This window comes from Paenibacillus psychroresistens (genome assembly GCF_009728935.1).
Lineage (GTDB): Bacteria > Bacillota > Bacilli > Paenibacillales > NBRC-103111 > Paenibacillus_AC > Paenibacillus_AC psychroresistens.
This window is the reverse complement of sequence record NZ_CP034235.1, coordinates 3,553,676-3,577,793: the sequence shown is the minus strand read 5'-3', so window position 1 is coordinate 3,577,793 and position 24,118 is coordinate 3,553,676. Positions and strand designations below refer to the sequence as shown.

Here is a 24,118-nt window from a genome sequence, read left to right as displayed (position 1 = left end):
TCACCTCTCAACGGTTTCCATTACGAATGCTTCTATAATATCTCCATCTTTAAAGTCATTAAATCTTTCCAAAGTTATCCCACATTCATACCCTTGAGCAACTTCCTTAGCATCGTCTTTGTAACGTTTAAGTGAATCAATTTTACCTTCAAATACGACAATTCCACCACGAATCAAGCGAACTTCAGCGGAACGTGTAATTTTACCTTGAGTGACCATACAGCCAGCGATTGTTCCGACCTTAGTTACTTTAAATGTGCTGCGTACTTCAGCATGGCCGATAACAACCTCTTTAAAGATTGGATCGAGCAAGCCTTTCATAGCTGCTTCAATTTCCTCTATGACGCTATAGATAACACGGTGTAGACGAATATCGACTTTTTCTTGGTCAGCTGTTGCTTGAACGGCTGCATCTGGGCGAACATTAAATCCGATAATAATCGCATTAGAAGCGGAAGCAAGAATGATATCTGATTCCGTAATCGCGCCAGCACCCATATGGATGATTTTAACACGAGCGCCTTCAACTTCAATTTTCTCTAATGAGCCTTTGAGTGCTTCAACTGAGCCTTGAACGTCACCTTTAATGATTACGTACAAGTCCTTCATTTCGCCTTCTTTAATTTGCTTATAGAGATCATCCAATGTAACGCGTGTGTTAGCACCGATCTCTGATTGACGTAATGTAATCGCTCTGCGTTCTGCAATATTTCTTGCTTTACGCTCGTCTTCATAACATAGGAATGGATCGCCTGCTTGTGGAACTTCATTAAGTCCTGTAATTTCTACAGGGGTTGAAGGACCGGCTTCTTTGATTTTCTTGCCTTTGTCATTAACCATGGCACGCACGCGGCCAAAGCAAACACCAGCTACAAAGCTATCTCCAACTCGCAAAGTTCCGTTCTGAATCAATACGTGTACAACAGGGCCTTTTCCTTTATCAAGCTGCGCTTCAATAACTGTTCCTCTAGCTCTTTTGTTAGGGTTTGCTTTTAGCTCTTGCACTTCTGCAACAAGTAAAATCATTTCCAACAAATGCTCAAGCCCCAAACGTTGTTTAGCGGAAACCTCGACATAGACAGTATCTCCACCCCATTCTTCGGGAACCAAAGCGTACTCAGTCAATTCTTGTTTGATCCGATCGATATTTGCACCGGGTTTATCAATTTTGTTGATAGCAATCAGAATTGGCACATTAGCTGCTTTCGCATGGTTAATTGCTTCAACCGTTTGTGGCATAACGCCATCATCCGCTGCAACAACTAGAATGGTAATATCCGTTACTTTCGCACCACGCGCACGCATTGTTGTAAAGGCTTCGTGACCAGGAGTATCAAGGAAAGTAATTTTCTTACCGTGTACTTCCGTTTGATAAGCACCAATATGCTGTGTAATACCGCCTGCTTCACCTTCAGTAACACTCGTCTGACGAATCGCATCCAGCAAAGTTGTTTTACCATGATCGACATGACCCATGATGGTTACAACAGGAGGTCTTTCGCTCAAGTCACCATCTTCATCTGTTTCCAGAATAAGCTCGAAATTATCTTCATCTACTGGAATTTTCATTTCAACTTCAACACCAAAATCTGTGGCAAGCAATTGAATGGTTTCCAAATCTAATTCTTGGTTAATATTAGCCATTACACCTAGGTGTAATAACTTTTTAATAACCTCTGATACATCTTTGTGCAACGACTTGGACAACTCGCCAACTGTCATTTCACCGCGTACGATAATTTTCTTCGGTGTGTTGTCCACCTTTTCTTTATAAACAACGGGAGCCTGATTTCTACCTTTGCCGTAACGACTGTTTGAACGGTTTTGTCCGCCTTTGTTCGTTCCGCCACGATTGTCATCAAACCGCTTTGTTGGTGGTTTTGCTTTTTTGGCAACACCATTGCTGTCTAGGTCCTCGTTAATGGAAGGAGGCGCCACAGTTGGTTTAGTTGCTCTAGTTTCATTGAATCTTTGTGGAGGCGCAGAGGATTGACCGCTGCTGCGATTCGTACTTGGATCAAATGTACGGCGTGAATTATCCGTACCTTGGTTACGATTAGTATTAACCGCCCCAGTTGTACCTGTACCAGCGCTTTGCCCTTGCGGACGTTGGCCTTGGCCTGATGATGATGTCGGACGTTGTCCCGATGATGCAGGACGTTGTGAACTGGAGCTATTATAACCGCCTGTTGAGCTGCCACTTGGTCTAGCACTTGAGCTTGAGCCTGTAGAAGGTCTGCTCTGTCCTTGACCTGATGATGCTCCAGCAGGACGATTGTTGTTATAAGGCTGAGAAGGACGTGAAGTACTGCCTTGACCCGGTGTATAAGGTCTAGCTGGCGTGGATTGCGAATTCGAACGCAATTGTCCACCCTGCGAGCTTGAAGATGTGCTGCTTGTAGCTGAGCTTACTGCAGGACGTGGTGCTGCCGCTACCGGTTGGCTAACCTTTGGTTGCTCCGCAATTGGCGCTGCAACAGGCGCGTTAGCTGCTTGTTGTGCGGCTGCCTGAGCTTTCGCTGCGGCTGCGGCTGCTGAAGCTGCTGTTGCAGCGGCTTGCTTAGCTGCATTTTCCGTTGCCGCTCTCTTAACTGCTGCATTGGATTTAATATCATGAAAGAACTTCTCTACTGAAGATACGGCATCATTTTCCATTACGCTCATGTGGTTGTTAACACCGATTCCTAACCTCTTTAATATGGTAATGATCTCTTTACTGCTCATGTTTAAGGATTTCGCATATTCATATACGCGCAGCTTATCTTTATTGTCTTGTTTATCCAAACTACTCCACCTCCGCGGGTTTTACCGAACACTTTATTATCATTTGTGCAAAGCCTGAATCCATTATCGCAATGACAACTCGCTCGGCCTTGCCGATACTTGAACCTAATTCATCACGACTGCCGCTTTCCAGTAGACGAACCTGGTAAGAGCTGCATTTATCTCTATATTTTTTCTGTGCATTGCTCGAAGCATCTATAGCTAGGATAACCAATTTGGCTTCACGCGATCGGATAGCGCTCATTACACCTTCATCGCCCGTTACCAACTTGCCTGCACGCATCGCCAAGCCCAAGTAAGAGAGCATTTTATTGTTCGTCATCAGGTATCTCATCTCTGCTGAGTAAATATTCATCTTCGACCCGAATAAAGTCTTGGGCCAGCTGTTCATAAATAGAAATACTCACGTTTTGTTTCAAAGCACGATCAAAGGCTTTGCTTTTTTGTGCAAGCTTAAAGCATGCTATTTGGGCACACAAATAGGCGCCTCTTCCTGCTTTTTTACCGCTCTGATCAATTTGAATTTCTTCCTGCGGGGTACGTACAACCCGGATTAATTGCTTTTTAGGCTTCATTTCTTGGCAAGCCACGCATTTTCTTAAAGGAATTTTTCTTTGTCTGATCATGACTGACCACCTACTTTATCGTACGACGTTTAATCAACACTAACGGAATCTTGACGCATTTCATCGGATTGCGATTTAGGCCTGCCATATTCCTGCTCAGCTTGAGTTTCGCTCTTAATATCTATTTTCCATCCGGTTAACTTAGCTGCTAAACGTGCATTCTGTCCTTTAATCCCAATCGCTAAAGACAATTGATAATCAGGAACAATCACACGAGTCATTTTCTCGTTTTCGAATACGTTGACCTCAATGACCTTGGAAGGACTGAGTGCATTTGCTACGTATTCTTCAACGGAGTCTGACCAACGAACAATATCAATTTTTTCTCCACGCAATTCGTTGACAATGGTCTGCACACGAACCCCTTTTGGACCTACACAAGATCCAACAGGATCTACTTCCAAATTACGTGAATGTACCGCAATTTTTGAGCGGAAGCCAGCTTCTCTTGCAACAGAACGAATTTCAACAACCCCATCAAAAATTTCAGGAACCTCAAGCTCAAAAAGGCGCTTTAGCAGCCCCGGATGTGTACGAGATAAGAAAATTTGTGGTCCTTTTGTCGTATTCTCCACTTTGGTAATGTAGGCTTTAATCCGATCTCCATGCTTGAACTTTTCAGTTGGCATAAGCTCGTTCAACGGCAATACCGCTTCTACCTTGCCCAAATCCACATATATATTACGTGCATCCTGACGTTGGACAATACCTGTAACAATATCATCTTCTTTTTCAATGAATGCCGTATAGATCAAGCCGCGTTCAGCTTCACGAATACGTTGTGTAACTACTTGCTTTGCCGTTTGAGCAGCAATTCGCCCAAAATCACGTGGCGTCACTTCAATCTCAACAATATCAGCTAATTGAAAATTGCCACTGATGTCGCGCGCAGCTTCAACAGAAATTTCTAATCTAGGATCCAAAACTTCTTCGGTAACCGATTTGCGAGCATAAACTCGGATCAAGCCAGTTAATTTGTTGATATCCACACGCACATTTTGCGCCGTGTTAAAATTACGTTTATAGCTCGAGATTAATGCAGCCTCAATGGCTTCAAGTAAGATGTCTTTGCTAATGCCTTTTGTACTTTCGATTTCGTGGAGCGCATCAATAAAGTCAGTATTCATTTGGTAGGAATTCCCCCTTTCAAAATTAAAAACATACAAGAACCGTATAATGTGAAACTTATACTTTCTAATATTTTAAAAAAGAATCGCTTGTCTTGCACTCGCGATCTTGGCGCACTCAATGTTAACTTTTTTCTTACGCGTCTGAATTGTTAAAGTTTCCTCATCATAAGACAGCAGCTTTCCTTCAAATTCCTTCAATCCATCGATTAGCTCATAGGTAGTGACAAAAACCTGCTTATCAATTACCTTACGATAATCATCCGGCTTTTTAAGCGGGCGCTCTGCGCCAGGCGAAGAAACTTCAAGAAAATATGCAGTCGGAATAGGGTCATTCTCATCCAGCTTTTCACTCAAAAATTCACTAACACGTCCGCAATCATCAATATCTATGCCTTGCTCTTTATCTACATAGATGCGTAGAAACCAATTGCTGCCCTCTTTTAAATATTCAACATCTACCAGTTCAAAACCATGTTCATCCATAAAAGGTTGGAGCATAGCTTCAACGATTGATTTGATTTGCGAACTCAATTTAAAACCCTCCTAAGGATAATTCAAAGTATTTCCAATTTTTTACTAAGTCTATATCAAAATGTAAAGAGTGGGTTTCCCCACTCTTCAGTCGCGTAATGATATCAACAAGTTTACCAAAATAGATTATACCATAACAGAACTTTCCACACAAGGGTTAGCCTTTTCAACTGAATCCGTGATTAAAATAATGAAAGCTGGTTGGATTCAGGCATTGCCCCAAAGCAGCCTAACGCATTTAGAAGCTCAATTACTGTTTTGGAAACTTTGGATTTTTGCTGAAAGTCTTCTATTGATAAGAAGTCACCATACTCCTTCGCCACCGCTATTAGCTTAGCGGCATTTTCACCAACACCTGCTACCGATGAAAAAGGTGGAATTAGCGAATCTCCTTCTATAATAAAGCGCGATGCATCCGATTTATAGATATCAATGGATTTGAAATTCAACTTGCGTGACGTCATCTCCAAGCCCATTTCCAGAATGGAAATCATCGCTCTTTCTTTAGGCAAAGCTTGAAAGCCTTTTGATTCAATCTCCAATAATTTTCGTAGAATTGCGTCATACCCTTTACAGAATAACTCCACATCAAAATCTTCGGCACGAACGCTAAAGTAGGTCGCGTAATAGGCAATAGGATGGTACACCTTAAAATAAGCCGTTCGTACTGCGGAAATAACATAAGCGGCGGCATGCGCCTTAGGAAACATATACTCAATTTTTTCACAGGAATCGATATACCAAGCAGGTACTTTATGCTTTTTCATATCGTCTTTCCATTCCTCGGTTAACCCTCTACCTTTACGTACACTTTCCGTTATTTTGAAAGCTAAGCTTGCGTCCATATTAGCTTTATAAATCAAATAAAGCATGATGTCATCCCGACAGCCGATAACCGTTTTAATATCGCAAGTACCCTTTTTAATTAACTCCTGAGCATTCCCAAGCCATACGCCTGTACCATGAGACAAACCAGATATTTGCAATAAATCGGCAAATGAGGTTGGCTTTGTTTCTTGAAGCATTTGGCGAACGAATTTAGTGCCCATCTCGGGTACTCCGAAGGTAGCAACTGGTGAACGGATTTGGTGAGGTTCAACCCCAATTGCCTCAGTTGAATTAAAAATACTCATAACCTTTTGATCATTCATCGGAATGGTTGTTGGATCAATTCCTGTTAAGTCCTGCAGCATTCGCATCATAGTCGGATCGTCATGACCCAGGATATCGAGTTTAAGGAAATTTTCTTCGAATGCATGGTAGTCAAAATGAGTTGTCTTCCATTCTGAGCTTTGATCATCCGCAGGGAACTGCACTGGGGTAATCTCTTCTACATCGATATAATCCGGAACAACTACAATTCCGCCAGGATGCTGGCCTGTGCTGCGTTTAACTCCTGTACAGCCTGAAGCAAGCCGGTTTAACTCCGCATTACGCCAGCTTTTCCCTTTATCCTCTTCGTACTTCTTCACATAACCAAATGCCGTCTTATCCGCCACAGTACCAATGGTTCCTGCACGAAAAACATTTTCCGGACCGAACAAAATTTTTGTATAATTATGAGCAATAGCTTGATATTCCCCAGAAAAGTTCAAGTCAATATCGGGAACTTTATCGCCTTTAAAGCCAAGAAAAGTTTCAAAAGGAATATCCTGACCTTCTCCTCTTAGGTTTTCTCCACAATTGGGGCATGGCTTACTAGGTAAATCAAATCCGCTTGGAATACTGCCATCCGTAAAGAATTCATTATATTTACAAGCTCTGCAAATATAATGAGGCGGCAAGGGATTTACTTCCGATATACCGAGCATAGTCGCTACAAAAGAAGATCCAACTGATCCCCGAGATCCAACCAAGTAACCATCTTCATTTGATTTTTTAACTAGCTTCTCTGAAATTAAATAGTTGGCGGAGAAACCGTATTGAATAATCGGTTTCAATTCCTTTTCTAGACGGGCTATAACAATTTCCGGTAATGGCTCTGCATAAAGCGAAGCCGCTGTTCGGTAACAGGTTTCGCGGATTTCATCGTCTGCACCTTCAAAGATTGGGGAAAATAAGCCATTATCAGCAGGGCCGCCTTTTTTAGGAAACAACGATATCTCTTCAAATTCATCTGCTAGTTTAGAAGTATTGCTTACCACGACTTCCATCGCCTTGGACTCGCCAAGAAATTGGAACTCACGCAGCATTTCCTCCGTTGTACGAAGGTGAACATCTGGTTTATTCTGGTCCTTCAAAGGGCTAAACCCTGTTATCCCAAAGATGGTAATATCGCGATTTATTTTTTCGCGTGGATGGAGATAATGGACATTGCCCGTAGCAATGACCGGCTTATTCAGCCGATCTCCCATCTCGCAAATCCGGCGAACCGTCAGCTCCAGACTTTCCCTGCTGCCGACAAACCCTCTGTCCACTAAATGCATATAGTTGCCAATAGGCTGAATTTCCAGAACATCATAGAATGCGGCAACTTCTTCCGCTTCCTCTAAGGATTTATTAAGCACAGCTTCAAAAAACTCGCCTTTATCACAGCCTGAATTAATGTGCAGACCTTCTCTTAATTGAATTAATTTACTCTTGGGAATCGAAGGTACTTTGTTGTAATGCTCGGTATGAGAAATAGAAATTAACTTATATAAATTCTTTTTGCCAATCGCATTTTTTGCATAAATACAGCAGTGAAACGGGCGTGTATTACGCAAATCAATCCCTGCGTAATCGTTCAAATGATGCAAATTACGGATATTACGCTCTGATGTCTCTTTGATTAAACTTGATAAAATGTGGCCAAGTGCTTCAGCATCCGCAATCGCCCGATGATGATTATCCAAGCTAATCTTAAATTTATCTGCCAATGTGTTTAAACGGTGGTTCTTCATGCTAGGAAATAAAAAACGTGCAAGCTCCAATGTATCTAGGACCGGATTCATGAGTTCTGGCATCCCTAATGTTTTGCAATTGGCTTGTATAAAACCCATATCAAATCTAGCATTATGGGCAACTAATACGGCGTCTCCAATAAACTGGGCAAATTGCGGAAGCACAGATTCGATTTCTGGGGCATCCTTTACCATATCGTCGGTGATATGAGTTAGCTGCGTAATATTATAAGGAATAATTTCGTGCGGATTAACAAAGCTTGAGAACTCACCAATCACCTTGCCATCTTGCATTTTCACTCCAGCGATTTCAATAATTCGATTGTTCATAACAGACAGACCTGTCGTTTCTATATCAAAAACAACATAGGTTGTACTCTCTAAATCCAAGTCAATAGAGTTAAGTACAATAGGAATAGAGTCATTTACAACATTAGCTTCAACCCCATAAATGATCTTAACTCCATGTTTCTTCCCTGCCTTATTCGCATCTGGATAGGATTGCACACCGCTATGATCGGTAACCGCAATAGCTTTATGTCCCCAGCGAGCTGCTGTTTTAACATATTCACCTATAGGTGTAATTCCATCCATAGTGCTCATAGTCGTGTGTAAATGAAATTCGACCCTTTTGTGTTCAGCATTATCCATACGGTCCATTGGTGCGACGATTTCATTGATATCATTAGGAATAAGCATCAGCTCTGGCGGCTGCCCAAAACGATCATACTCCACTTTGCCGCGAACCTTTATCCACTTGCCATTTGCTATTAAATTATATATTTTTAGATCTTCTTTTGTTTTGACAAAGGCCTTCACCATTAAGGAGTCCGTGAAATCCGTTATATAAAATTGATAGAGGGTTGTACCGGTTTTGAGCACCTTGACCTCAATTCCAAAAACCATGCCTTGCATCGTAATTTTCTTCTCTTCTTCAACAATTTGTTGAATGGGTACCGGAATATCTCTGATTTCATAACCTACCATGAGCTTTAATTCGCCTTCAGTAGCTTTGGAAGCTTCCACATCCTTCTCAATCGCGGAAACTAAGTTCTGCGTAAACATTTTATCTTCTTGCTCGTTTTGTTGAAAGTATTGCACTCTTTTTAACTCAATTTCGTTAGATTCAGTCACATTAAAACGTACGGTAAATTCTCGAGCAAAAAAATCACGAAAATAACGCTGGATCCATAATTCTCCGCTTTTCTTTTTGACTATCTCCATGCCAATTTCTTCTAAAATACTTACCGTAATCACATCGCCATTGAGCTCATATTTGGCATCTCTAATATAACCATTAATCGACGGCACCGCCTTTTTGATCCATTCACTGCAATGCGCCCAATAGGTATTTATTAAGCTATCTGACGAAACTTCTGCTAAATCATATTTCACGATAAAGTCAATCTGAGCAATGTGAGCAAACTTATCACGGATCGTTTTACAGAAGATTTGGTAAATGTCAGAAGGTAGGATTTGTTTCTTAGCAAGCGTAAAGGTCCATTGACTGTTACTGCGACTAACCTCAACCTGGTCTATGTATCCTTCAGCAAAATGCCCATTAATGATCTCACTGGAAAAAAGTGCTTGTTGCAGCAATAATTCAAATCGTTCGCGTTTTTTAATCATTTCATTTCTCCTAAAAGTTTTCGTTGGAAAACTCGCATAATCTCGTTAAAAAAAGCAAAGGGCAATGGACTTACTCATCCGCTGCCCTTCTCTATTATATACATAAATCAAATTAATAGGAACGTCCAAAAACTACTGTATGCAAAGCTGGTTCTTCACAAACCAAGCAATGCGTTTTATGCTCCGCTGGCGAGAATGGAATATTGCGGCTTGTTGCACCTGTCTCTTCTTTAACCTCCGCTTCACATGCTGCTGAACCACACCAGCCTGCTAAAATAAATCCACGTTTTTTCTCCAGATATTGCTTCATTCCATCCAAGGAATCAACCGAAGTAAAGTTATCCTCACGGAATTGCTTAGCCTTTTCGAACATTTCTGTTTGGATTTCAGCTAGTATTTGTTCAACCTCTTGAACAAGGTTTTCTTGTTTTATAATTCTTTTTTCACCACTCACTCGCGAAACTAGCACCATTTGGCCATTTTCCATATCACGAGGCCCCAACTCAATACGCAAAGGAATTCCACGCATTTCGTATTCATTGAATTTCCAGCCAGGTGTAACGTCTGCACGATCATCAACCTTAACTCTAATTCCAGCTTGTTTTAATAATGTGTATAGTTCATTCGTTTTTGCCAAAACAGGCTCACGTGATTTAGGAGGACCAATTGGAATCATTACCACTTGAGTAGGAGCTACTTTCGGTGGAATGACTAGTCCGCGATCATCTCCATGAACCATGATCAATGCTCCGATTAAGCGCGTGCTTGATCCCCATGAAGTGGTGTGTACAAATTGATGCGTATTCTCACGATCCAAATATTTAATATCAAAAGCCACGGCGAATTTAGTTCCTAGGTAATGAGAGGTTCCTGCTTGAACGGCTTTCCCATCTTTCATCATAGCTTCAATCGAATACGTATCTACTGCGCCAGCGAATCGCTCAGAAGGTGTTTTTTGACCTACTATAACTGGAATGGCTAGGAAATCTTCAACAAAATCACGATAAATTTCTAGCATTTGCATGGTTTCTTTCCGAGCATCTGCTTCATCTTCATGCGCCGTATGGCCTTCCTGCCACAAAAACTCACTTGTGCGGATAAAAGGAAGCGTACGTTTTTCCCATCTTACCACATTAGCCCATTGGTTGATCAATAAAGGCAAATCACGATAGGAATTAATCCATTCCGCATACATATGGCCAAACATGGTTTCTGAAGTAGGACGAATAGCCAGACGTTCTTCTAGCTTCTCACCTGCTGCTTCCGTTACCCACGGCAGCTCTGGATTGAAGCCTTCGATATGATCCTTTTCCTTTTGAAAAAAGCTCTCTGGGATAAATAATGGAAAATAAGCATTACGGTGGCCTGTTTCCTTAAAGCGCTTGTCCAGCTCACGTTGAATATTCTCCCAAATTTCATAGCTGTCCGGTTTAAAGACAATACAGCCGCGCACAGGTGAATAACTCATTAAATCTGCTTTTTTAATAACGTCCAGATACCACTTTGAGAAATCCTCACTTTGTGGCGTAATTTCTTTTACAAATTGTTTTTCATCTGCCAACTAGACCACCCAATCCCTCTATACCTTCCACTAACCATTAATTAAGCGGAGAATATCGTTATATGTTACAACAATCATTAATAGCATTAACATCGCAAACCCAATAAAGTGAACTACACTTTCCCGACTAGGATCAACAGGTTTGCCTCTAACAGCCTCAATACCTAAGAATACCAATCGACTTCCGTCTAATGCCGGGAATGGCAAGAGATTAAATAAGCCTAAATATAAGCTCAAAATTCCTGACCAGAGGATCATCGGCTTGATGCCTTCATGGGCTATCTGCGAAGTAATTTGAATCGTTCCTACGGGTCCGCTTAATTCATCCATTTTGAATTGTCCAAGCACAAGCTTTTTCAAGCCTGAAACAATGCTTTTCGTCCAATAAACCATAGTATCCCAGCTGCTAGTGACTACTTCCTTAAAAGAAGCATTACGGCTGTCAAAACCTACGACTACCCCAACTTTAGGACTTCCATTGTCAAGCGCAGGTGTAACCTCGGTTTGTTTTTCCTCTTGGCCTCTTATAATAATCCAATTCATTGGTTGATCTTTCGATTTTTGAATCAAATCGATAAATTTCTCACGATCTGCATTTATTGGGATATGATTGACTTCTTTAATAATGTCTCCAGCTAGTAAACCTGCTTTTGCAGCAGGTGAATCAGCATTTACTGTATCCAGCTTAACATTGCTTGCCACACCGCTCAATGCTACAAAAAGCACAAACAAAACAAAAGCGAGCAAGAAATTCATCAGTGGACCAGCGAATATCGACAAAGCACGCTGCGACACTGTTTTGCTGCCAAACTGACGATCCAATGGAGCAATTTGCGTTTCGCGACCTTTAGTGACCATTATTGCTTGTGGGTGCACGTCAAAGCGCTCCGTATCACCTTCAATACTCAGCATAACAAATAATTGCTTTTCCAGATCAATTTGCTCCACAGTCCCTTGAATAGCCAGAGAGCGCTGATCTAACTGATCTGTGAATAAATGAGTGACCTGATTGTCCTTGATCTGAAGTGCAACACGTTGCCCAGGCTGAATAATCACAATCTCTGGATCTTCACCCGCCATGCGCACAAACCCGCCAATTGGCAGTAAACGTAGTGTATATCTAGTTTCACCTTTGGTATAAGAGAAGATTTTGGGGCCAAAGCCGATGGCAAATTCGCGTACTAATATGCCCGCTCTTTTCGCAAAATAATAATGCCCCCATTCATGCAGCGACACCAAAACAAAAAACATGAGCACGATCTGTAAGCCGATTTGGATCGATTGCATTATGGTTCCTCCTTAGAGTTTTCTTCAAGAAAACTCACATCGTAAGCATAAACCAAGCTTGCCTTGGCAAGCTGTCATCGTAAGCATAAACTTCATAAGCATGAGCTCATTATCTGAGTTTGCTTAATGTTTATGATATAAGATTAACATTATTCATAACAATAATACAAACTCACAGCTATTCCCATTCATCTTTCCCTTACGGACTGAGATCAGTTGATAGCAGCAGCCTTTTCCCTTGCCCAACGATCTGTATAAGCTATCTGCTCTAAATCAGGATTAGCTACGGATTGATGCAATTGCATCACACGTTCAATAATTTCTTCAATTTGGAGAAACTTAATTTCACCAGCCAGAAATCGAGCAACGGCGATTTCATTGGCAGCACTATATACAGTTGGGACAGAGCCACCTTCTTTACCTGCTTCAAATGCCATACGCAAACAAGGAAAACGTTCATAATCCATCTCTTGGAATTGTAAGGTACCTATCTCTGTTAGCTTCAACGGCTTCGTTGGAGTTGGGAACCTATTCGGGTAAGTTAGAGCATATTGAATCGGCACACGCATATCCGGATTGCCTAATTGAGCCATGACACTATAATCGACGAATTCAACCATGGAATGAATGATACTCTGGGGATGAAGCATGACTTCAATTTGCTCATACGGAAGCTGAAATAACCAATGTGCCTCCATAACTTCTAGTCCTTTATTGACCATAGTGGCTGAATCAATTGTAATTTTTGCTCCCATAGCCCAATTGGGATGTCGCAGCGCTTCTGCTACGGTAACATCTTTTAATTGCTCACGGCTTCTATCCCGAAACGAGCCACCCGATGCCGTAATAATTATCTTCGATAGCTGAGCTCGTTTTTCTCCATTCAAGCATTGAAATATAGCCGAATGCTCACTATCAATGGGAATCAGCGAAACTCCATGTTTAAGTACCTTCTCAGTCACCAAATGGCCTGCTGTAATCAAAGTTTCTTTATTAGCTAGTCCAATATTTTTGCCTGCTGCAATGGCTGCTAAGGTCGGCCTTAACCCTTGGCTTCCCACTAGCGCAGAAACAACAAAATCAGCATCCGTTGATGCTGCAATCTCAATTAGTCCAGCTTCACCATAGAAAACCTCGGTTGCCCCTGTTATGTAAGACGATACTTCATCAGCTAATGCTTTTGTTGCTACCGATACTTTTTTAGGCTGAAATTGTTTGATTTGTTCCAGTAATAACGAAACATTCGAGCCTGCTGAAAGTGCTTCAACCTGATAGCTTTCCCTATCATGTGCAATGACATCTAGTGTTTGCGTCCCAATGGATCCAGTAGATCCTAGAATGCTGATTCTTTTTATCATATTGCCTCCCAAGCCTTATAAATGCGGAATTAATCCTAAAAAATGAACGAAGGGAAATACAATCAGCCAGCTATCCACTCGATCTAACACGCCGCCGTGACCAGGTAATAACGCTCCTGTATCTTTAATCCCGTAGGTACGTTTATAGGCTGATTGGATAAAATCACCGACTTGTCCAATTATCGCAATGACAACTCCTAAGATAATAGCATCACGTATCGACAATAACTCCGGCTTAAAATAGGAGAATATTAAACTCACAATAACAGCTAAAATAATACCGCCCACTGCACCTTCATATGTCTTCTTAGGACTGATTGCAGGCCATAATAAATGCTTACCAAACAGTACGCCGCCAAAATAAGCTCCTGAGTCTGCAGACCATATGCCAATTAGCACAAGTGAAGTCCAGAATAACCCATTTGAATCCAACAATCGTGTTTCCATAATATAATGAAAGCCTAAGCCCAAATAGACAATACCAATAAAGACTAATCCTGCTTGATTTAACGATACTTTATTCTTTGTAACAACAGTAGTGAATAAGAATAATAACATAAACATCCAGATGATCTTTTCCCATGAAAGTATTTGTTCGATTCCAAATTGATGCCATGGAACACCAATGATAATCACACCGATTAGCCCCAGAAGATAGAGGATTCGGCTTTCTTTCAATTTAAGCATTCTCATGTATTCATCAAAACCAATTACGGCGAGTCCCATAATAAGTGCGGTAAACAAATAGCCTCCGAGAATTAATACTCCTAGAAAAAAAACGCCTGCGATAAGTCCAGTAACTAAGCGCTGCTTCAACTTCATTCCTCCATCATAAAAACTTACAGACCACCATATCTACGAATACGCTGCTGGTATTGTTCGATGGCTTCAAAAAAATGCTCTTTGGAAAAATCCGGCCAATAACAAGCTGTAAAATATAATTCCGTGTAAGCCAGCTGCCAAAGCATAAAATTGCTTAAACGCTGCTCACCACTTGTTCGGATTAATAAATCCGGATCTGGCAGCTCGTCGGTCTGTAAATAACTGGAGAACATTTCCTCATCGAGCTGCTCTAAATGGACTTTACCCGCTTGAATATCCACAGTCACTCGTTTCATGCCTTCGAGCATTTCTTTGCGACTGCCATAATTCAAAGCAAAGTTAAGGATAAGCCCGGTATTGTTTTTCGTTCTATCTACCGCTTCATCCAATGCTTCAAGAGTGTACTCAGGGAGACCTTCTCGCCATCCAATGACGCGAACTTGAACGTTCTTCTCAATAAGCTCGTTTAGTTCAAGTAATAAAAATTGCTGCGGAAGCTTCATCAAATAATCAACCTCATCGCGTGGACGAGACCAATTCTCTGTGGAGAAGGCGTATAAGGTCAAAATTTTAACACCTATTTCGTCAGCAGCAATGGTTATTCTCTTAACAGCTTTCATCCCAGAATGATGACCGGCAATACGCGGCAAACCTCGTTTTTTAGCCCAGCGCCCATTACCATCCATGATAATGGCAACATGATGAGGTACCTTATGCACCGATATTTCCGATTGTAAGCTCACGGATTTTTTTTTACCCAGCCCTTTTATCCAGTCCATCATCGTGTGGTTACACTTCCATTATTTCTTTTTCTTTGGTAACTAAGGTCCTATCTACTTCTACAATATATTTGTCCGTAGTTTTTTGGATATCCTCTTGATGACCTCTGGACTCATCCTCAGATATGCCCGCTTTTTCTAATTTCTTGATAGCATCATTAGCATCACGACGAATGTTACGAATAGCCACTTTTGCCTCTTCACCCGAACGTTTTGTTAATTTCACTAAATCTGCACGTCTTTCCTCGGTTAAAGCAGGAATGCTAATGCGAATTGCGATCCCATCATTGGAAGGATTTAAACCCAAATCAGATTTCAGAATTGCTTTTTCAATGGCTCCCATAGACGACTTATCCCAAGGTTGAATCAGCAAAGTGCGTGAGTCTGGTGTATTGATATTAGCTAGCTGTGTCACAGGTGTTAGTGCGCCGTAATATTCAACTTGAATCCGATCCAAAAGCGCAGATGAAGCACGGCCTGCACGAAAAGAAGCTAATTCTTTTTTTAATGAAACGATCGCTTTTTCCATACGTTCTTCTAAGTCTTTTTTAATTGCCAGTGGCATTAGGATACACTCCCTCTGATAATAGTACCGATTTGTTCACCAAGCACAACACGTCTAATATTGCCCTCTTCTGTGATTGAAAAAACAATTAGTGGAATATTGTTATCCATACAAAGTGAAGCGGCTGTTGCATCCATGACGCCTAAATTCTTATTCAGCATGTCCATATAAGTTAACGTTTCAAACTTCACTGCTGTCGGATCTTTGGAAGGATCGGCGGAATAAACACCATCCACTTTGTTCTTAGCCATTAGGATGACTTCGGCTTCAATTTCAGCTGCCCGAAGTGCTGCAGTTGTATCTGTTGAGAAGTAAGGATTGCCTGTGCCAGCCGCGAAAATAACGACTCTGCCCTTTTCAAGATGCCGCATGGCTCTTCTTCTTATGTAGGGCTCTGCGACCTGCTGCATGGTAATTGAGCTCTGTACACGTGTAGGTACGCCAACATTCTCTAATGCATCTTGTAATGCAAGTGAATTCATTACAGTAGCTAGCATTCCCATATAATCTGCAGTAGCCCGATCTATTCCTTTAGCACTGCCTGCAATGCCGCGCCAGATATTACCGCCACCGACTACGATCGCGATTTCAATGTTTAATTCGTGGACTTTCTTAACTTGCTCCGCAATGGATACAATGGTCTGCGAATCAATTCCATATCCCAATTGACCTGCAAGAGCTTCCCCGCTTAATTTGAGTACGATACGTCTGTATTTGGGTTGTTCCATTTTAATTCCTCCCGTTACTAAAGCTTAAAAAAGAAGGAACACATAGGTGTTCCAACATAGTTTCAGCTTGTTTGTTTATTTTTGTGTTTGTGCCATAACTTCTTCGACAAAATTATCTACTTTTTTCTCAAGTCCTTCGCCTAGTTCGAAGCGTTGGAAACGACGAATGGTAATGTTTTCGCCAATTTTACCGATTTTTTCATTCAACAAAGATGCGATAGTTTTATCGGGATCTTTAATAAATGATTGCTCCATTAAACAAAATTCTTCGTAATATTTGGAAATGCGGCCATCGACCATTTTCTCAACAATTTTCTCTGGTTTGCCTTCGTTTAGAGCTTGTGCTCTCAAGATTTCGCGTTCTTTATCCAAATCTTCCTGAGGTACTTCTTCTCTTCTCACATAACGTGGGTTAGAAGCTGAAATTTGCATAGCAATATCTTTAACAAACGCTTTAAATTCATCCGTGTTAGCTACAAAATCAGTTTCACAGTTAACTTCAACTAGCACACCAATTCGTCCGCCTGCATGAATATAAGAACCTACTGCGCCTTCAGTTGCAATCCGTCCAGCTTTATTAGCAGCCGCGGACAAACCTTTTTCACGAAGCAAATCTAATGCTTTCTCAATATCACCATTTACTTCATCTAGTGCTTTTTTACAATCAAGCATTCCTGCTCCAGTTCTTTCACGAACCTCTTTAACCATTGCTGCTGTTACTGCCATTTATAATTCCTCCTTAGAGTTTTTGTATAATAACTTTCTTCGTAAGCATCATCTGAGTTTTTGTAAAAAAAATTTCGTAATCTTAAAAAAAGAGTGGTGATGGGTTACTACACCATCAACCCACCCTTTTGTGTTTGCTATATGATTAAGCAGTTGTTTGTTCGCCTTGGCGACCTTCAATAATAGCATCAGCCATTTTTGCAGTCAAAAGCTTTACGGCACGAATCGCATCATCATTACCAGGAATGACATAATCGATTTCATCCGGATCGCAGTTTGTATCAACAATGCCCACGATTGGAATACCTAATTTGCGAGCTTCTGCTACTGCAATACGCTCTTTACGCGGATCAATAATGAACAATGCGCTTGGTAAACCTTTCATGCCTTTAATTCCGCCTAAAAACTTCTCTAGACGATCTTTTTCTTTACGAAGAATGATTACTTCTTTCTTAGGAAGTACTTCGAATGTTCCATCAACTTCCCATTTCTCTAATTGATGCAAACGGTCAATACGCTTTTGAATCGTTTGGAAGTTTGTTAAAGTACCGCCCAACCAACGTTGGTTGATATAGAACATTCCACAACGTGCTGCTTCTTCAGCAACTGAATCCTGAGCTTGCTTTTTTGTTCCTACGAACAAAATCGTTCCATTGTCGGCACCGACGGATTTTACAAAGTTGTAAGCCTCGTCAACCTTCTTGACCGTTTTTTGTAGGTCAATGATATAAATACCGTTTCTTTCTGTGAAGATGTAACGATCCATTTTCGGGTTCCAGCGACGCGTTTGGTGACCGAAGTGTACTCCGGCTTCCAATAGCTGCTTCATGGAGATTACTGCCATCTTCTTTCCTCCTCATGTTTTGGTTTTTTTTGTTTACCTCCGCTAGTCGCACCTTCAACATAAGACTTTCATAGAAAGCACCCTTACCTGAATTGAATAGCGTGTGTGATAACACCGTCAATTACTATATCATAATTGATAGTTCTGATGCAAGTTTAAAAACGTCTTTTTAAAAGTGATTAACCTTAGTGTCCTATTGAAAGAATGAAGCTTTATTTACGAGTCGTTATTTTATTAATGATATCTTCGTCCTTCTCATCGGGGAGAAATGTGAATGTACCAATCCGAATGATCCGATCTAGCTTGAGTTGACTAAGCGCATTATCAAATGCTTTTTTGTCCTCAATAATCCCCTTTTCGAATAATAAGCTCGAAACCTCTGATGAGGTCATTCCATTTTCAATGATCACAGACGTACCAGAAGGATCTACAATAGTTGCTGCTGGAGCTGTAGTAGGGACAGCTGGCTCATCTGTTTTAGATGCGGCTGGAGTTTCTACGGGAATTGTTGTTGGAGTTGAGCTTGGTGCAGCTGGAATATCTGTAGTTTCTGTTGGTTTAGTTGGTTTAATGGTTGAGAAAGGTGCTAGGGAGGCCGTTGGTACTACAGAAGGCGAAATAGATGGCGACGGGCTTTGAATTTCATTGTTAATCGTCTTGTCATCCATTACAGAAAAATTCATTAATTGCAAAAGACCCGCCCCCAAGATCAGGCCTAGCCCTAACCCGTACAGGAATCCTTTATTTTTAAACACGATTTTGTTCCTCCTGCTTCGCAAGCTGAATAATCAACTGGACTTCGCCTTTATTCAAATTCAATTTTTTAGCTATATATTCAACAGCCTTTCCTTGTTCATGTAAGGAAAAAAGCTCCGAATAACGCTCTTTCATCTGCATAGGCAAAACTTCTTTTACTATTACAGGAGTCACTTCTTCAGACTGATCTCTTGTAGGCTGCTTGTTCTGCTCATGCCATTTATTTAAGACGATGCTCTTTATTTCACTGGAAAGATCATAATTTTGCTTTTCTAATTGATCTACTTTAGCTATAAGACGATTCATTTGTTGTTCATGATCCGTTTTAATTTGAGCAACGGATTGGAGAAGTTGATTATTCTCTTCTTCAATTTCGTTTGCAAAATGCTCCATAGTATCTTCGATTTCTTTAACCATATTTGCGTTATCATTCGTGACCGATCTAGGCGCAAAAAAAGAAATGACTATACATACCAGACCAAGCAATACTACTAATATCCAGGGTTCATACATTGCGATCACCTTCTTAATTTACTGAAACAATTTATAATGAGAAATCAATATGTTTACCTTTATAGGGATGCCCTCCACTAACAGAAGACCGTGATCCCTCCATAGTCTCCGCGGCTTTAACTTGTTTCTTTTTAGTCTGCTTCAACATTCTGTTTTTGCCATTTTCTTCATCATCACGTATTACGTGGTTAACGGACTCATCCACTTTACTACTCTTTTGCCGTGAAGATTCAGCACCTCTCTCGAGTGTTGTAGCTAACATGGCTTGATCCAGAACAGGCTTATGCATCAGCTGATTCTGCTTCATGCCTGTTTCCGTGCTTTTCTGAACAGCAATTTGCATGTCGATAGCTTTGAAACTCATAGGATCGCCTCTTTACTTAGCGTATGGTCATCATTACAATATCGCCATCTAATAATCTAAAATAGACTCTTGAAATGGGGTCTTTAATAAACTTGGTATACCTGCCGATTACTATCTTGGTTCCCCCATACATCATGGAAGCTACCTCTACTCGTGCTTTTTCTGTATCCTCTAACGACTTCTCTATTTCAAGGACACGATCCTTGCATTGATTTTGTTCATCTATGGTCTGTTTCTTAGAGTTCGCCAACCTAATTTTCATCGAGACTTTTTCAGGTGATAACAATCCGGCCGCTGCCATTTGATCTAGCATTCCAAGTGCTTTATCCGTCTTCTCCAAAGTTTCCATATGTACTCTCAATTGACCTCTCAATTGAAGCATTTCATTGCGTAATTCAGGCAGTACGCCAACCTCAATAACGGTATTGGTAGCCATAGAATTTCCAATGGTTCTGGCAGCTACTTTTTCCCCTGCTTGAATCATTCCACCAACAATTAGCCCTTTAACACCTTGGCAGATCACATCTTTACCAGCACGAATCGTGGAATGCATAATGCTCTGAGATACAAGCACATCTTCGCCTGCTTCAACAATCCCATCCTGGATAAATGCCGTTTTAACATTCTTGCCTGCTTTAACAAGACCTTTGTTCTGACCAATAATACCGGCGCTAATTTCAATTGAGCCTGCAGCATCTAGTTCTGCACCCTCCACACTGCCAATGATCCGAATATCTCCATCTGCTTTCACCTTGAATCCTGATCTAACGTTGCCACGAATGACAATGGTACCTACAAAATCTATATTGCCAGTGTTATAATCAACATCGCCATTTACTTCGAAAATTGGAAAAACATTGATTTTTTCACGATCTGTAGAGACAACCATCCCGTCAATGGCAGCAAATAAGAAAACTTTATCAGCATCCATAACGACATTTTTACCTATTTTGAAGCGATCTTCCTTGCCTGTTTTTGCGAATAACACTTCACCTGTAACTGCCTTGCCATTAATTCCATCTTTAGCGACAATTCGTTCAGCAATTAACTCGCCTTTACGTACATTGTTGATGTTTGCTACTTCTTTATAATCAACTGTACCGTCTTCCATTTCCAATGGTTTTTTGCCCTTGCGTTTTAATTCGAATAAAAAGTTTATATAACCGCTTTCACCTTCAACAGGCGTATCCCCAGAAGCAACTATTGTCTTCGATTTAAGATATTGATGCGGATTATTAGCAATGTTATTTAATACTTCGTGTTGGACACCATAAATTATAAAGTTTGTTTTAAGCACAGCATCCAGCTGCGCTTTGGAACATTTAAAATCTTCATCGCAATTAGTGAAATGAATAGTAGCGGTCAATTTATCATTAGATACCGTTACATTGATATAAAAATCAAGTGGAAAAGTTTGGTCGCTCATATTAATTCACTTTCCTTCCGCTTTATTGCTCATTAAATAATTGGATTTTCATTCTACCTAACGTTCCTTTTAATCTAAGAATAGCTTTAGAATGTAATTGGGAAATACGAGAAGGTGACAATGACATCACTTCCGCAATTTCACTTAATGACAATTCGTCAAAGTAAAAAAGCGAAACAACTATTCGTTCTTTTTCAGTTAAGCGTTCGATGGCCTTTTCCAAGGTTTCTTTCAAGAAAAATTCATTGACTTTATGTTCAGGATTTTTAGCTTTCTCATCAATGAGCAGTGATAATCTAGTTTCCGACTCTTCTTCACGAATAGGTTCATCAATCGAACAAATCGTAGTGATCGCCACATCCTGAACCATTTGTTGGAATTCAGCTTCTGATATTTGTAAAAATTGACTAATTTCAACATCCGTTACAGAACGCAGGTGTTTTTGCTCCAGCTTCTGATAGGCGTCTTCTATTTTTTTTGCTTTTTCTCTAACAGAACGAGGTACCCAATCACCTTGCCGAAGCCCATCAATAATGGCACCACGAATTCGCCAGGAAGCATAGGTTTCAAATTGCAGCCCTCGTTGATAATCAAACTTTTCTATAGCATCAATTAAGCCCATTATACCATAACTGACCAAATCTTCTTTGAATATATTTTTGGGCAGGCCTATTGCTAAGCGATTAGATACAAAGTCTACTAAAGGAATATAGTATTCTATTAAAGATTTCTTTGCCTCGATCAATTCTTCTTCTTTCCACTGCTTCCACAAATCCATATTGGATAAATGAGATTGCTTTGGAGCAATCATGAACGATCACCATCCTTAATCTTCTGACATATGGCGAATTGCCTTTACCATTTCCTCAGGCTCTAAGACACGTTTTGAAACTAATTTAGGTGGGTTTAAAGGAATAAACTCAGATGACTCTGCTTCTTTTTCCTTATCATTCCGTATAAGCTGGTGAATTTCATCCGACTCATCAGGTGTAATCAGATCAAATTTATTACCAATGTGCGTTTCCCCTGGAGCTGTCAATAACAGCGTTCCAAAAATCCATCTAAACAGGAATGCGACTAAGAAAAGAATAATACCGCTATAGATCCCGTTTTTAAGGGCTGTAGTAAAAATATTATTCGGAATTGAAATAATAAAACTAAGAATAAAACCAAATACTCCTAACACTACATTCCATAGAATGGTGCCAATCATCGCTTATAATTCCTTAATTCCATGTTGGACACTTCGAATAAGAAGCATTCCTGTTTCGCAATTAAACTCAATAGTTCTTCCATAGCTTCCACCCGTATCTTCAGCTTTTAATGGTATCGCAAATTTTTTCAGCATTTCTTTGCAGGATTCCGCATTCCGCGGACCAATTCTCATCGTATCACTTTGACTGGAAAAAGCGAACATTTGTGCTCCACCAGCCATTTTCGCTTCTAATCGAGATACATTTGCTCCAAGTGCTTTCATTTTTTCAATCATATCCGGAATAGCCGTATCTGCATATTTGGCTACATTTAGCGTACCTTCTTTGGCTATTTCAGATGAAGGCAGCATAACGTGCGCCATGCCTGCAACCTTAGCTTTGGCATCGTACAAAGTAACTCCCACACAAGAGCCTAAACCAGTTGTTTTTAAGATACCAGTTAAATTAACAACCTTTAGGTCAGCCATAGCAACTTTTATAAAATTGTCTTGAATCATTGTGGGGATACTCCTAAAGCTAAGAATATTTTTTGAAAGGATTCTGGGTCAGGGATTAAAAAGAAATGCCCTTCGATTTCATCCGTGCCATCCAAAAATTTGGTATCAATAAAGAGAGCATGATCCCCCATTTCCCCATATTGCAATAAACCATAGCTCAGAATTGCACCTGCCATATCTATAGCCAAAGAGGGGACGGTAGGAACCATATAAAGATTAGTGAAATCTGCAAGAGAGGTTAAATAGGAGCCTGCTAGAATATTGCCGATTTCATTCAATGCTGATATTTCCATCTCTGAGTAGCTATCTTCGTTTTCGACTTCTATCCCTACCAGGTTTCTCAGCATTTTTTTGGCAGACTCTTGACTTAGAATAAAAAAGATATTACCAGGTGTTTCTCCTTCTACTCTTAAGAAAATAGCAATAACAACCTGCTCTGAGCCTCCCACACTATTGGAGATTTCCTCAAATGGAACCATTCTTACGGTTGGCACGAGCATATCCACTGGCTTATCAAGCAGTCTAGATAAAGCGGTAGCTGCATGGCCTGCGCCGATATTACCCACTTCTTTAAGAACATCCATATGAAAATCGGCAAATGGTTTAAGTTCGCTCACGTTGTTTTACTCCTCAATATTCTCTAATTGAATAATTTCGCTTTTACTTAATACTTCACCTAAGTTTAGAAGCACCAACAAACGTTCTTCTGTCACTCTAGCAACCCCACGTAAGTATTTGGCTCTAATTCCGCCTACTATCTCAGGTGGATCATTAATCGTATCCGAATCCACATCGATAACATCATTCGCTGAATCTACGATTAAACCAACTTCCAATTCATTAGCAGCTACGATGATAATACGCGTGTTCTCTGTATATTCTTTCCCTTGCATTCCAAATCGTTCTCTTAAGTCAATAATTGGAATTACGATACCTCTTAAGTTAATTACACCTTTGATAAAAGGCAGCGTTTTGGGAACGCGAGTAATCGGCTGCATTCTTTCAATTGTTCTAACTTTTTCAACTTCAACCCCATATTCTTCTTTACCTAATGCAAAAACAATGACTTTTACCTCTTCGCCCATATCATGTACCT

General features: G+C 40.5%; 24 protein-coding genes. All 24 read right to left on the bottom strand.

Features of this window, described 5'->3' with window-relative positions:
- A complete protein-coding gene (gene infB / locus EHS13_RS16050; protein ID WP_155701307.1) occupies nucleotides 1–2,784 on the bottom strand; it encodes a translation initiation factor IF-2 in 2,784 nt (927 codons plus the stop codon).
- Between the two features lies 1 nt (nucleotide 2,785).
- Nucleotides 2,786–3,106: a L7Ae/L30e/S12e/Gadd45 family ribosomal protein gene (locus EHS13_RS16045; RefSeq protein WP_155701306.1), complete on the bottom strand. Its 321-nt coding sequence runs from the start codon at nucleotides 3,104–3,106 to the stop codon at nucleotides 2,786–2,788.
- On the bottom strand, nucleotides 3,093–3,407 hold the full coding sequence (rnpM, locus tag EHS13_RS16040; RefSeq protein WP_155705386.1) for an RNase P modulator RnpM: 315 nt from the start codon (nucleotides 3,405–3,407) through the stop codon (nucleotides 3,093–3,095). The genes EHS13_RS16045 and rnpM overlap by 14 nt, the downstream gene beginning before the upstream one ends.
- Nucleotides 3,408–3,439: 32 nt before the next feature.
- Nucleotides 3,440–4,537, bottom strand: coding sequence for a transcription termination factor NusA (nusA, locus tag EHS13_RS16035; protein WP_155701305.1), 1,098 nt, complete (start codon nucleotides 4,535–4,537; stop codon nucleotides 3,440–3,442).
- Nucleotides 4,538–4,612: 75 nt separating this feature from the next.
- Complete coding sequence (gene rimP / locus EHS13_RS16030; protein ID WP_155701304.1) at nucleotides 4,613–5,071, bottom strand: ribosome maturation factor RimP; 459 nt, start codon at nucleotides 5,069–5,071, stop codon at nucleotides 4,613–4,615.
- A gap of 182 nt (nucleotides 5,072–5,253) precedes the next feature.
- The gene (locus EHS13_RS16025; RefSeq protein WP_155701303.1) at nucleotides 5,254–9,582 is read right to left on the bottom strand and encodes a PolC-type DNA polymerase III; all 4,329 of its coding nucleotides are present in this window, start codon (nucleotides 9,580–9,582) and stop codon (nucleotides 5,254–5,256) included.
- A gap of 112 nt (nucleotides 9,583–9,694) precedes the next feature.
- On the bottom strand, nucleotides 9,695–11,143 hold the full coding sequence (gene proS / locus EHS13_RS16020; protein ID WP_155701302.1) for a proline--tRNA ligase: 1,449 nt from the start codon (nucleotides 11,141–11,143) through the stop codon (nucleotides 9,695–9,697).
- 30 nt (nucleotides 11,144–11,173) lie between these two features.
- Nucleotides 11,174–12,430, bottom strand: coding sequence for an RIP metalloprotease RseP (gene rseP / locus EHS13_RS16015; protein ID WP_155701301.1), 1,257 nt, complete (start codon nucleotides 12,428–12,430; stop codon nucleotides 11,174–11,176).
- A 212-nt stretch (nucleotides 12,431–12,642) separates the two neighbouring features.
- Nucleotides 12,643–13,785 (bottom strand): 1-deoxy-D-xylulose-5-phosphate reductoisomerase, encoded by a 1,143-nt coding sequence (locus tag EHS13_RS16010; RefSeq protein ID WP_155705385.1) that lies wholly within the window; start codon nucleotides 13,783–13,785, stop codon nucleotides 12,643–12,645.
- Nucleotides 13,786–13,803: 18 nt separating this feature from the next.
- A complete protein-coding gene (locus EHS13_RS16005) occupies nucleotides 13,804–14,610 on the bottom strand; it encodes a phosphatidate cytidylyltransferase (protein ID WP_319633427.1) in 807 nt (268 codons plus the stop codon).
- 17 nt (nucleotides 14,611–14,627) lie between these two features.
- Nucleotides 14,628–15,392: an undecaprenyl pyrophosphate synthase gene (locus EHS13_RS16000; protein WP_155701299.1), complete on the bottom strand. Its 765-nt coding sequence runs from the start codon at nucleotides 15,390–15,392 to the stop codon at nucleotides 14,628–14,630.
- Nucleotides 15,393–15,399: 7 nt separating this feature from the next.
- Nucleotides 15,400–15,954, bottom strand: coding sequence for a ribosome recycling factor (frr, locus tag EHS13_RS15995; protein ID WP_155701298.1), 555 nt, complete (start codon nucleotides 15,952–15,954; stop codon nucleotides 15,400–15,402).
- Nucleotides 15,954–16,682: a UMP kinase gene (gene pyrH / locus EHS13_RS15990; RefSeq protein ID WP_155701297.1), complete on the bottom strand. Its 729-nt coding sequence runs from the start codon at nucleotides 16,680–16,682 to the stop codon at nucleotides 15,954–15,956. The genes frr and pyrH overlap by 1 nt, the downstream gene beginning before the upstream one ends.
- Nucleotides 16,683–16,757: 75 nt before the next feature.
- Nucleotides 16,758–17,408: a translation elongation factor Ts gene (tsf, locus tag EHS13_RS15985; RefSeq protein WP_155701296.1), complete on the bottom strand. Its 651-nt coding sequence runs from the start codon at nucleotides 17,406–17,408 to the stop codon at nucleotides 16,758–16,760.
- A 145-nt stretch (nucleotides 17,409–17,553) separates the two neighbouring features.
- Entirely contained in the window at nucleotides 17,554–18,252 is a 699-nt protein-coding gene (gene rpsB, locus EHS13_RS15980) for a 30S ribosomal protein S2 (RefSeq protein WP_155701295.1), read from the bottom strand.
- Between the two features lie 212 nt (nucleotides 18,253–18,464).
- On the bottom strand, nucleotides 18,465–19,007 hold the full coding sequence (locus EHS13_RS15975; protein ID WP_155701294.1) for a hypothetical protein: 543 nt from the start codon (nucleotides 19,005–19,007) through the stop codon (nucleotides 18,465–18,467).
- Nucleotides 19,000–19,521, bottom strand: a complete 522-nt coding sequence (locus tag EHS13_RS15970; RefSeq protein ID WP_155701293.1) for a DUF6115 domain-containing protein — start codon at nucleotides 19,519–19,521, stop codon at nucleotides 19,000–19,002. The genes EHS13_RS15975 and EHS13_RS15970 overlap by 8 nt, the downstream gene beginning before the upstream one ends.
- 31 nt (nucleotides 19,522–19,552) lie before the next feature.
- Nucleotides 19,553–19,885, bottom strand: a complete 333-nt coding sequence (locus EHS13_RS15965) for a hypothetical protein (protein ID WP_155701292.1) — start codon at nucleotides 19,883–19,885, stop codon at nucleotides 19,553–19,555.
- Nucleotides 19,886–19,901: 16 nt separating this feature from the next.
- Nucleotides 19,902–21,311 carry a flagellar assembly protein A gene (locus EHS13_RS15960; protein ID WP_155701291.1) on the bottom strand — a complete coding sequence of 470 codons (1,410 nt, stop codon included), beginning with the start codon at nucleotides 21,309–21,311 and terminating at the stop codon, nucleotides 19,902–19,904.
- A gap of 22 nt (nucleotides 21,312–21,333) precedes the next feature.
- The gene (locus tag EHS13_RS15955; RefSeq protein WP_155701290.1) at nucleotides 21,334–22,122 is read right to left on the bottom strand and encodes a FliA/WhiG family RNA polymerase sigma factor; all 789 of its coding nucleotides are present in this window, start codon (nucleotides 22,120–22,122) and stop codon (nucleotides 21,334–21,336) included.
- Nucleotides 22,123–22,137: 15 nt separating this feature from the next.
- Nucleotides 22,138–22,524 carry a hypothetical protein gene (locus EHS13_RS15950; RefSeq protein WP_155701289.1) on the bottom strand — a complete coding sequence of 129 codons (387 nt, stop codon included), beginning with the start codon at nucleotides 22,522–22,524 and terminating at the stop codon, nucleotides 22,138–22,140.
- A gap of 3 nt (nucleotides 22,525–22,527) precedes the next feature.
- Complete coding sequence (locus EHS13_RS15945) at nucleotides 22,528–23,022, bottom strand: chemotaxis protein CheD (RefSeq protein WP_155701288.1); 495 nt, start codon at nucleotides 23,020–23,022, stop codon at nucleotides 22,528–22,530.
- Nucleotides 23,019–23,606: a chemotaxis protein CheC gene (locus EHS13_RS15940; RefSeq protein ID WP_155705384.1), complete on the bottom strand. Its 588-nt coding sequence runs from the start codon at nucleotides 23,604–23,606 to the stop codon at nucleotides 23,019–23,021. The genes EHS13_RS15945 and EHS13_RS15940 overlap by 4 nt, the downstream gene beginning before the upstream one ends.
- A 39-nt stretch (nucleotides 23,607–23,645) precedes the next feature.
- Nucleotides 23,646–24,107, bottom strand: a complete 462-nt coding sequence (locus EHS13_RS15935) for a chemotaxis protein CheW (RefSeq protein ID WP_155701287.1) — start codon at nucleotides 24,105–24,107, stop codon at nucleotides 23,646–23,648.
- Nucleotides 24,108–24,118: the final 11 nt, after the last annotated feature.

What these genes read in the sequence shown, in the direction of transcription:
- EHS13_RS16045 (WP_155701306.1), bottom strand. Translation starts at nt 3,106, where the DNA reads ATGACGAACAATAAAATGCTCTCTTACTTGGGCTTGGCGATGCGTGCA.
- pyrH (WP_155701297.1), bottom strand. Translation starts at nt 16,682, where the DNA reads ATGGAACAACCCAAATACAGACGTATCGTACTCAAATTAAGCGGGGAA.
- EHS13_RS15950 (WP_155701289.1), bottom strand. Translation starts at nt 22,524, where the DNA reads ATGATTGGCACCATTCTATGGAATGTAGTGTTAGGAGTATTTGGTTTT.
- rpsB (WP_155701295.1), bottom strand. Translation starts at nt 18,252, where the DNA reads ATGGCAGTAATCTCCATGAAGCAGCTATTGGAAGCCGGAGTACACTTC.
- EHS13_RS15945 (WP_155701288.1), bottom strand. Translation starts at nt 23,022, where the DNA reads ATGATTCAAGACAATTTTATAAAAGTTGCTATGGCTGACCTAAAGGTT.
- EHS13_RS16025 (WP_155701303.1), bottom strand. Translation starts at nt 9,582, where the DNA reads ATGATTAAAAAACGCGAACGATTTGAATTATTGCTGCAACAAGCACTT.
- EHS13_RS15965 (WP_155701292.1), bottom strand. Translation starts at nt 19,885, where the DNA reads ATGAGTTTCAAAGCTATCGACATGCAAATTGCTGTTCAGAAAAGCACG.
- EHS13_RS15935 (WP_155701287.1), bottom strand. Translation starts at nt 24,107, where the DNA reads ATGGGCGAAGAGGTAAAAGTCATTGTTTTTGCATTAGGTAAAGAAGAA.
- EHS13_RS15940 (WP_155705384.1), bottom strand. Translation starts at nt 23,606, where the DNA reads ATGGATGTTCTTAAAGAAGTGGGTAATATCGGCGCAGGCCATGCAGCT.
- rseP (WP_155701301.1), bottom strand. Translation starts at nt 12,430, where the DNA reads ATGCAATCGATCCAAATCGGCTTACAGATCGTGCTCATGTTTTTTGTT.
- EHS13_RS15955 (WP_155701290.1), bottom strand. Translation starts at nt 22,122, where the DNA reads ATGATTGCTCCAAAGCAATCTCATTTATCCAATATGGATTTGTGGAAG.
- tsf (WP_155701296.1), bottom strand. Translation starts at nt 17,408, where the DNA reads ATGGCAGTAACAGCAGCAATGGTTAAAGAGGTTCGTGAAAGAACTGGA.
- EHS13_RS16005 (WP_319633427.1), bottom strand. Translation starts at nt 14,610, where the DNA reads ATGAAGTTGAAGCAGCGCTTAGTTACTGGACTTATCGCAGGCGTTTTT.
- frr (WP_155701298.1), bottom strand. Translation starts at nt 15,954, where the DNA reads ATGCCACTGGCAATTAAAAAAGACTTAGAAGAACGTATGGAAAAAGCG.
- EHS13_RS15960 (WP_155701291.1), bottom strand. Translation starts at nt 21,311, where the DNA reads ATGAGCGACCAAACTTTTCCACTTGATTTTTATATCAATGTAACGGTA.
- EHS13_RS15970 (WP_155701293.1), bottom strand. Translation starts at nt 19,521, where the DNA reads ATGTATGAACCCTGGATATTAGTAGTATTGCTTGGTCTGGTATGTATA.
- EHS13_RS16000 (WP_155701299.1), bottom strand. Translation starts at nt 15,392, where the DNA reads ATGATGGACTGGATAAAAGGGCTGGGTAAAAAAAAATCCGTGAGCTTA.
- nusA (WP_155701305.1), bottom strand. Translation starts at nt 4,537, where the DNA reads ATGAATACTGACTTTATTGATGCGCTCCACGAAATCGAAAGTACAAAA.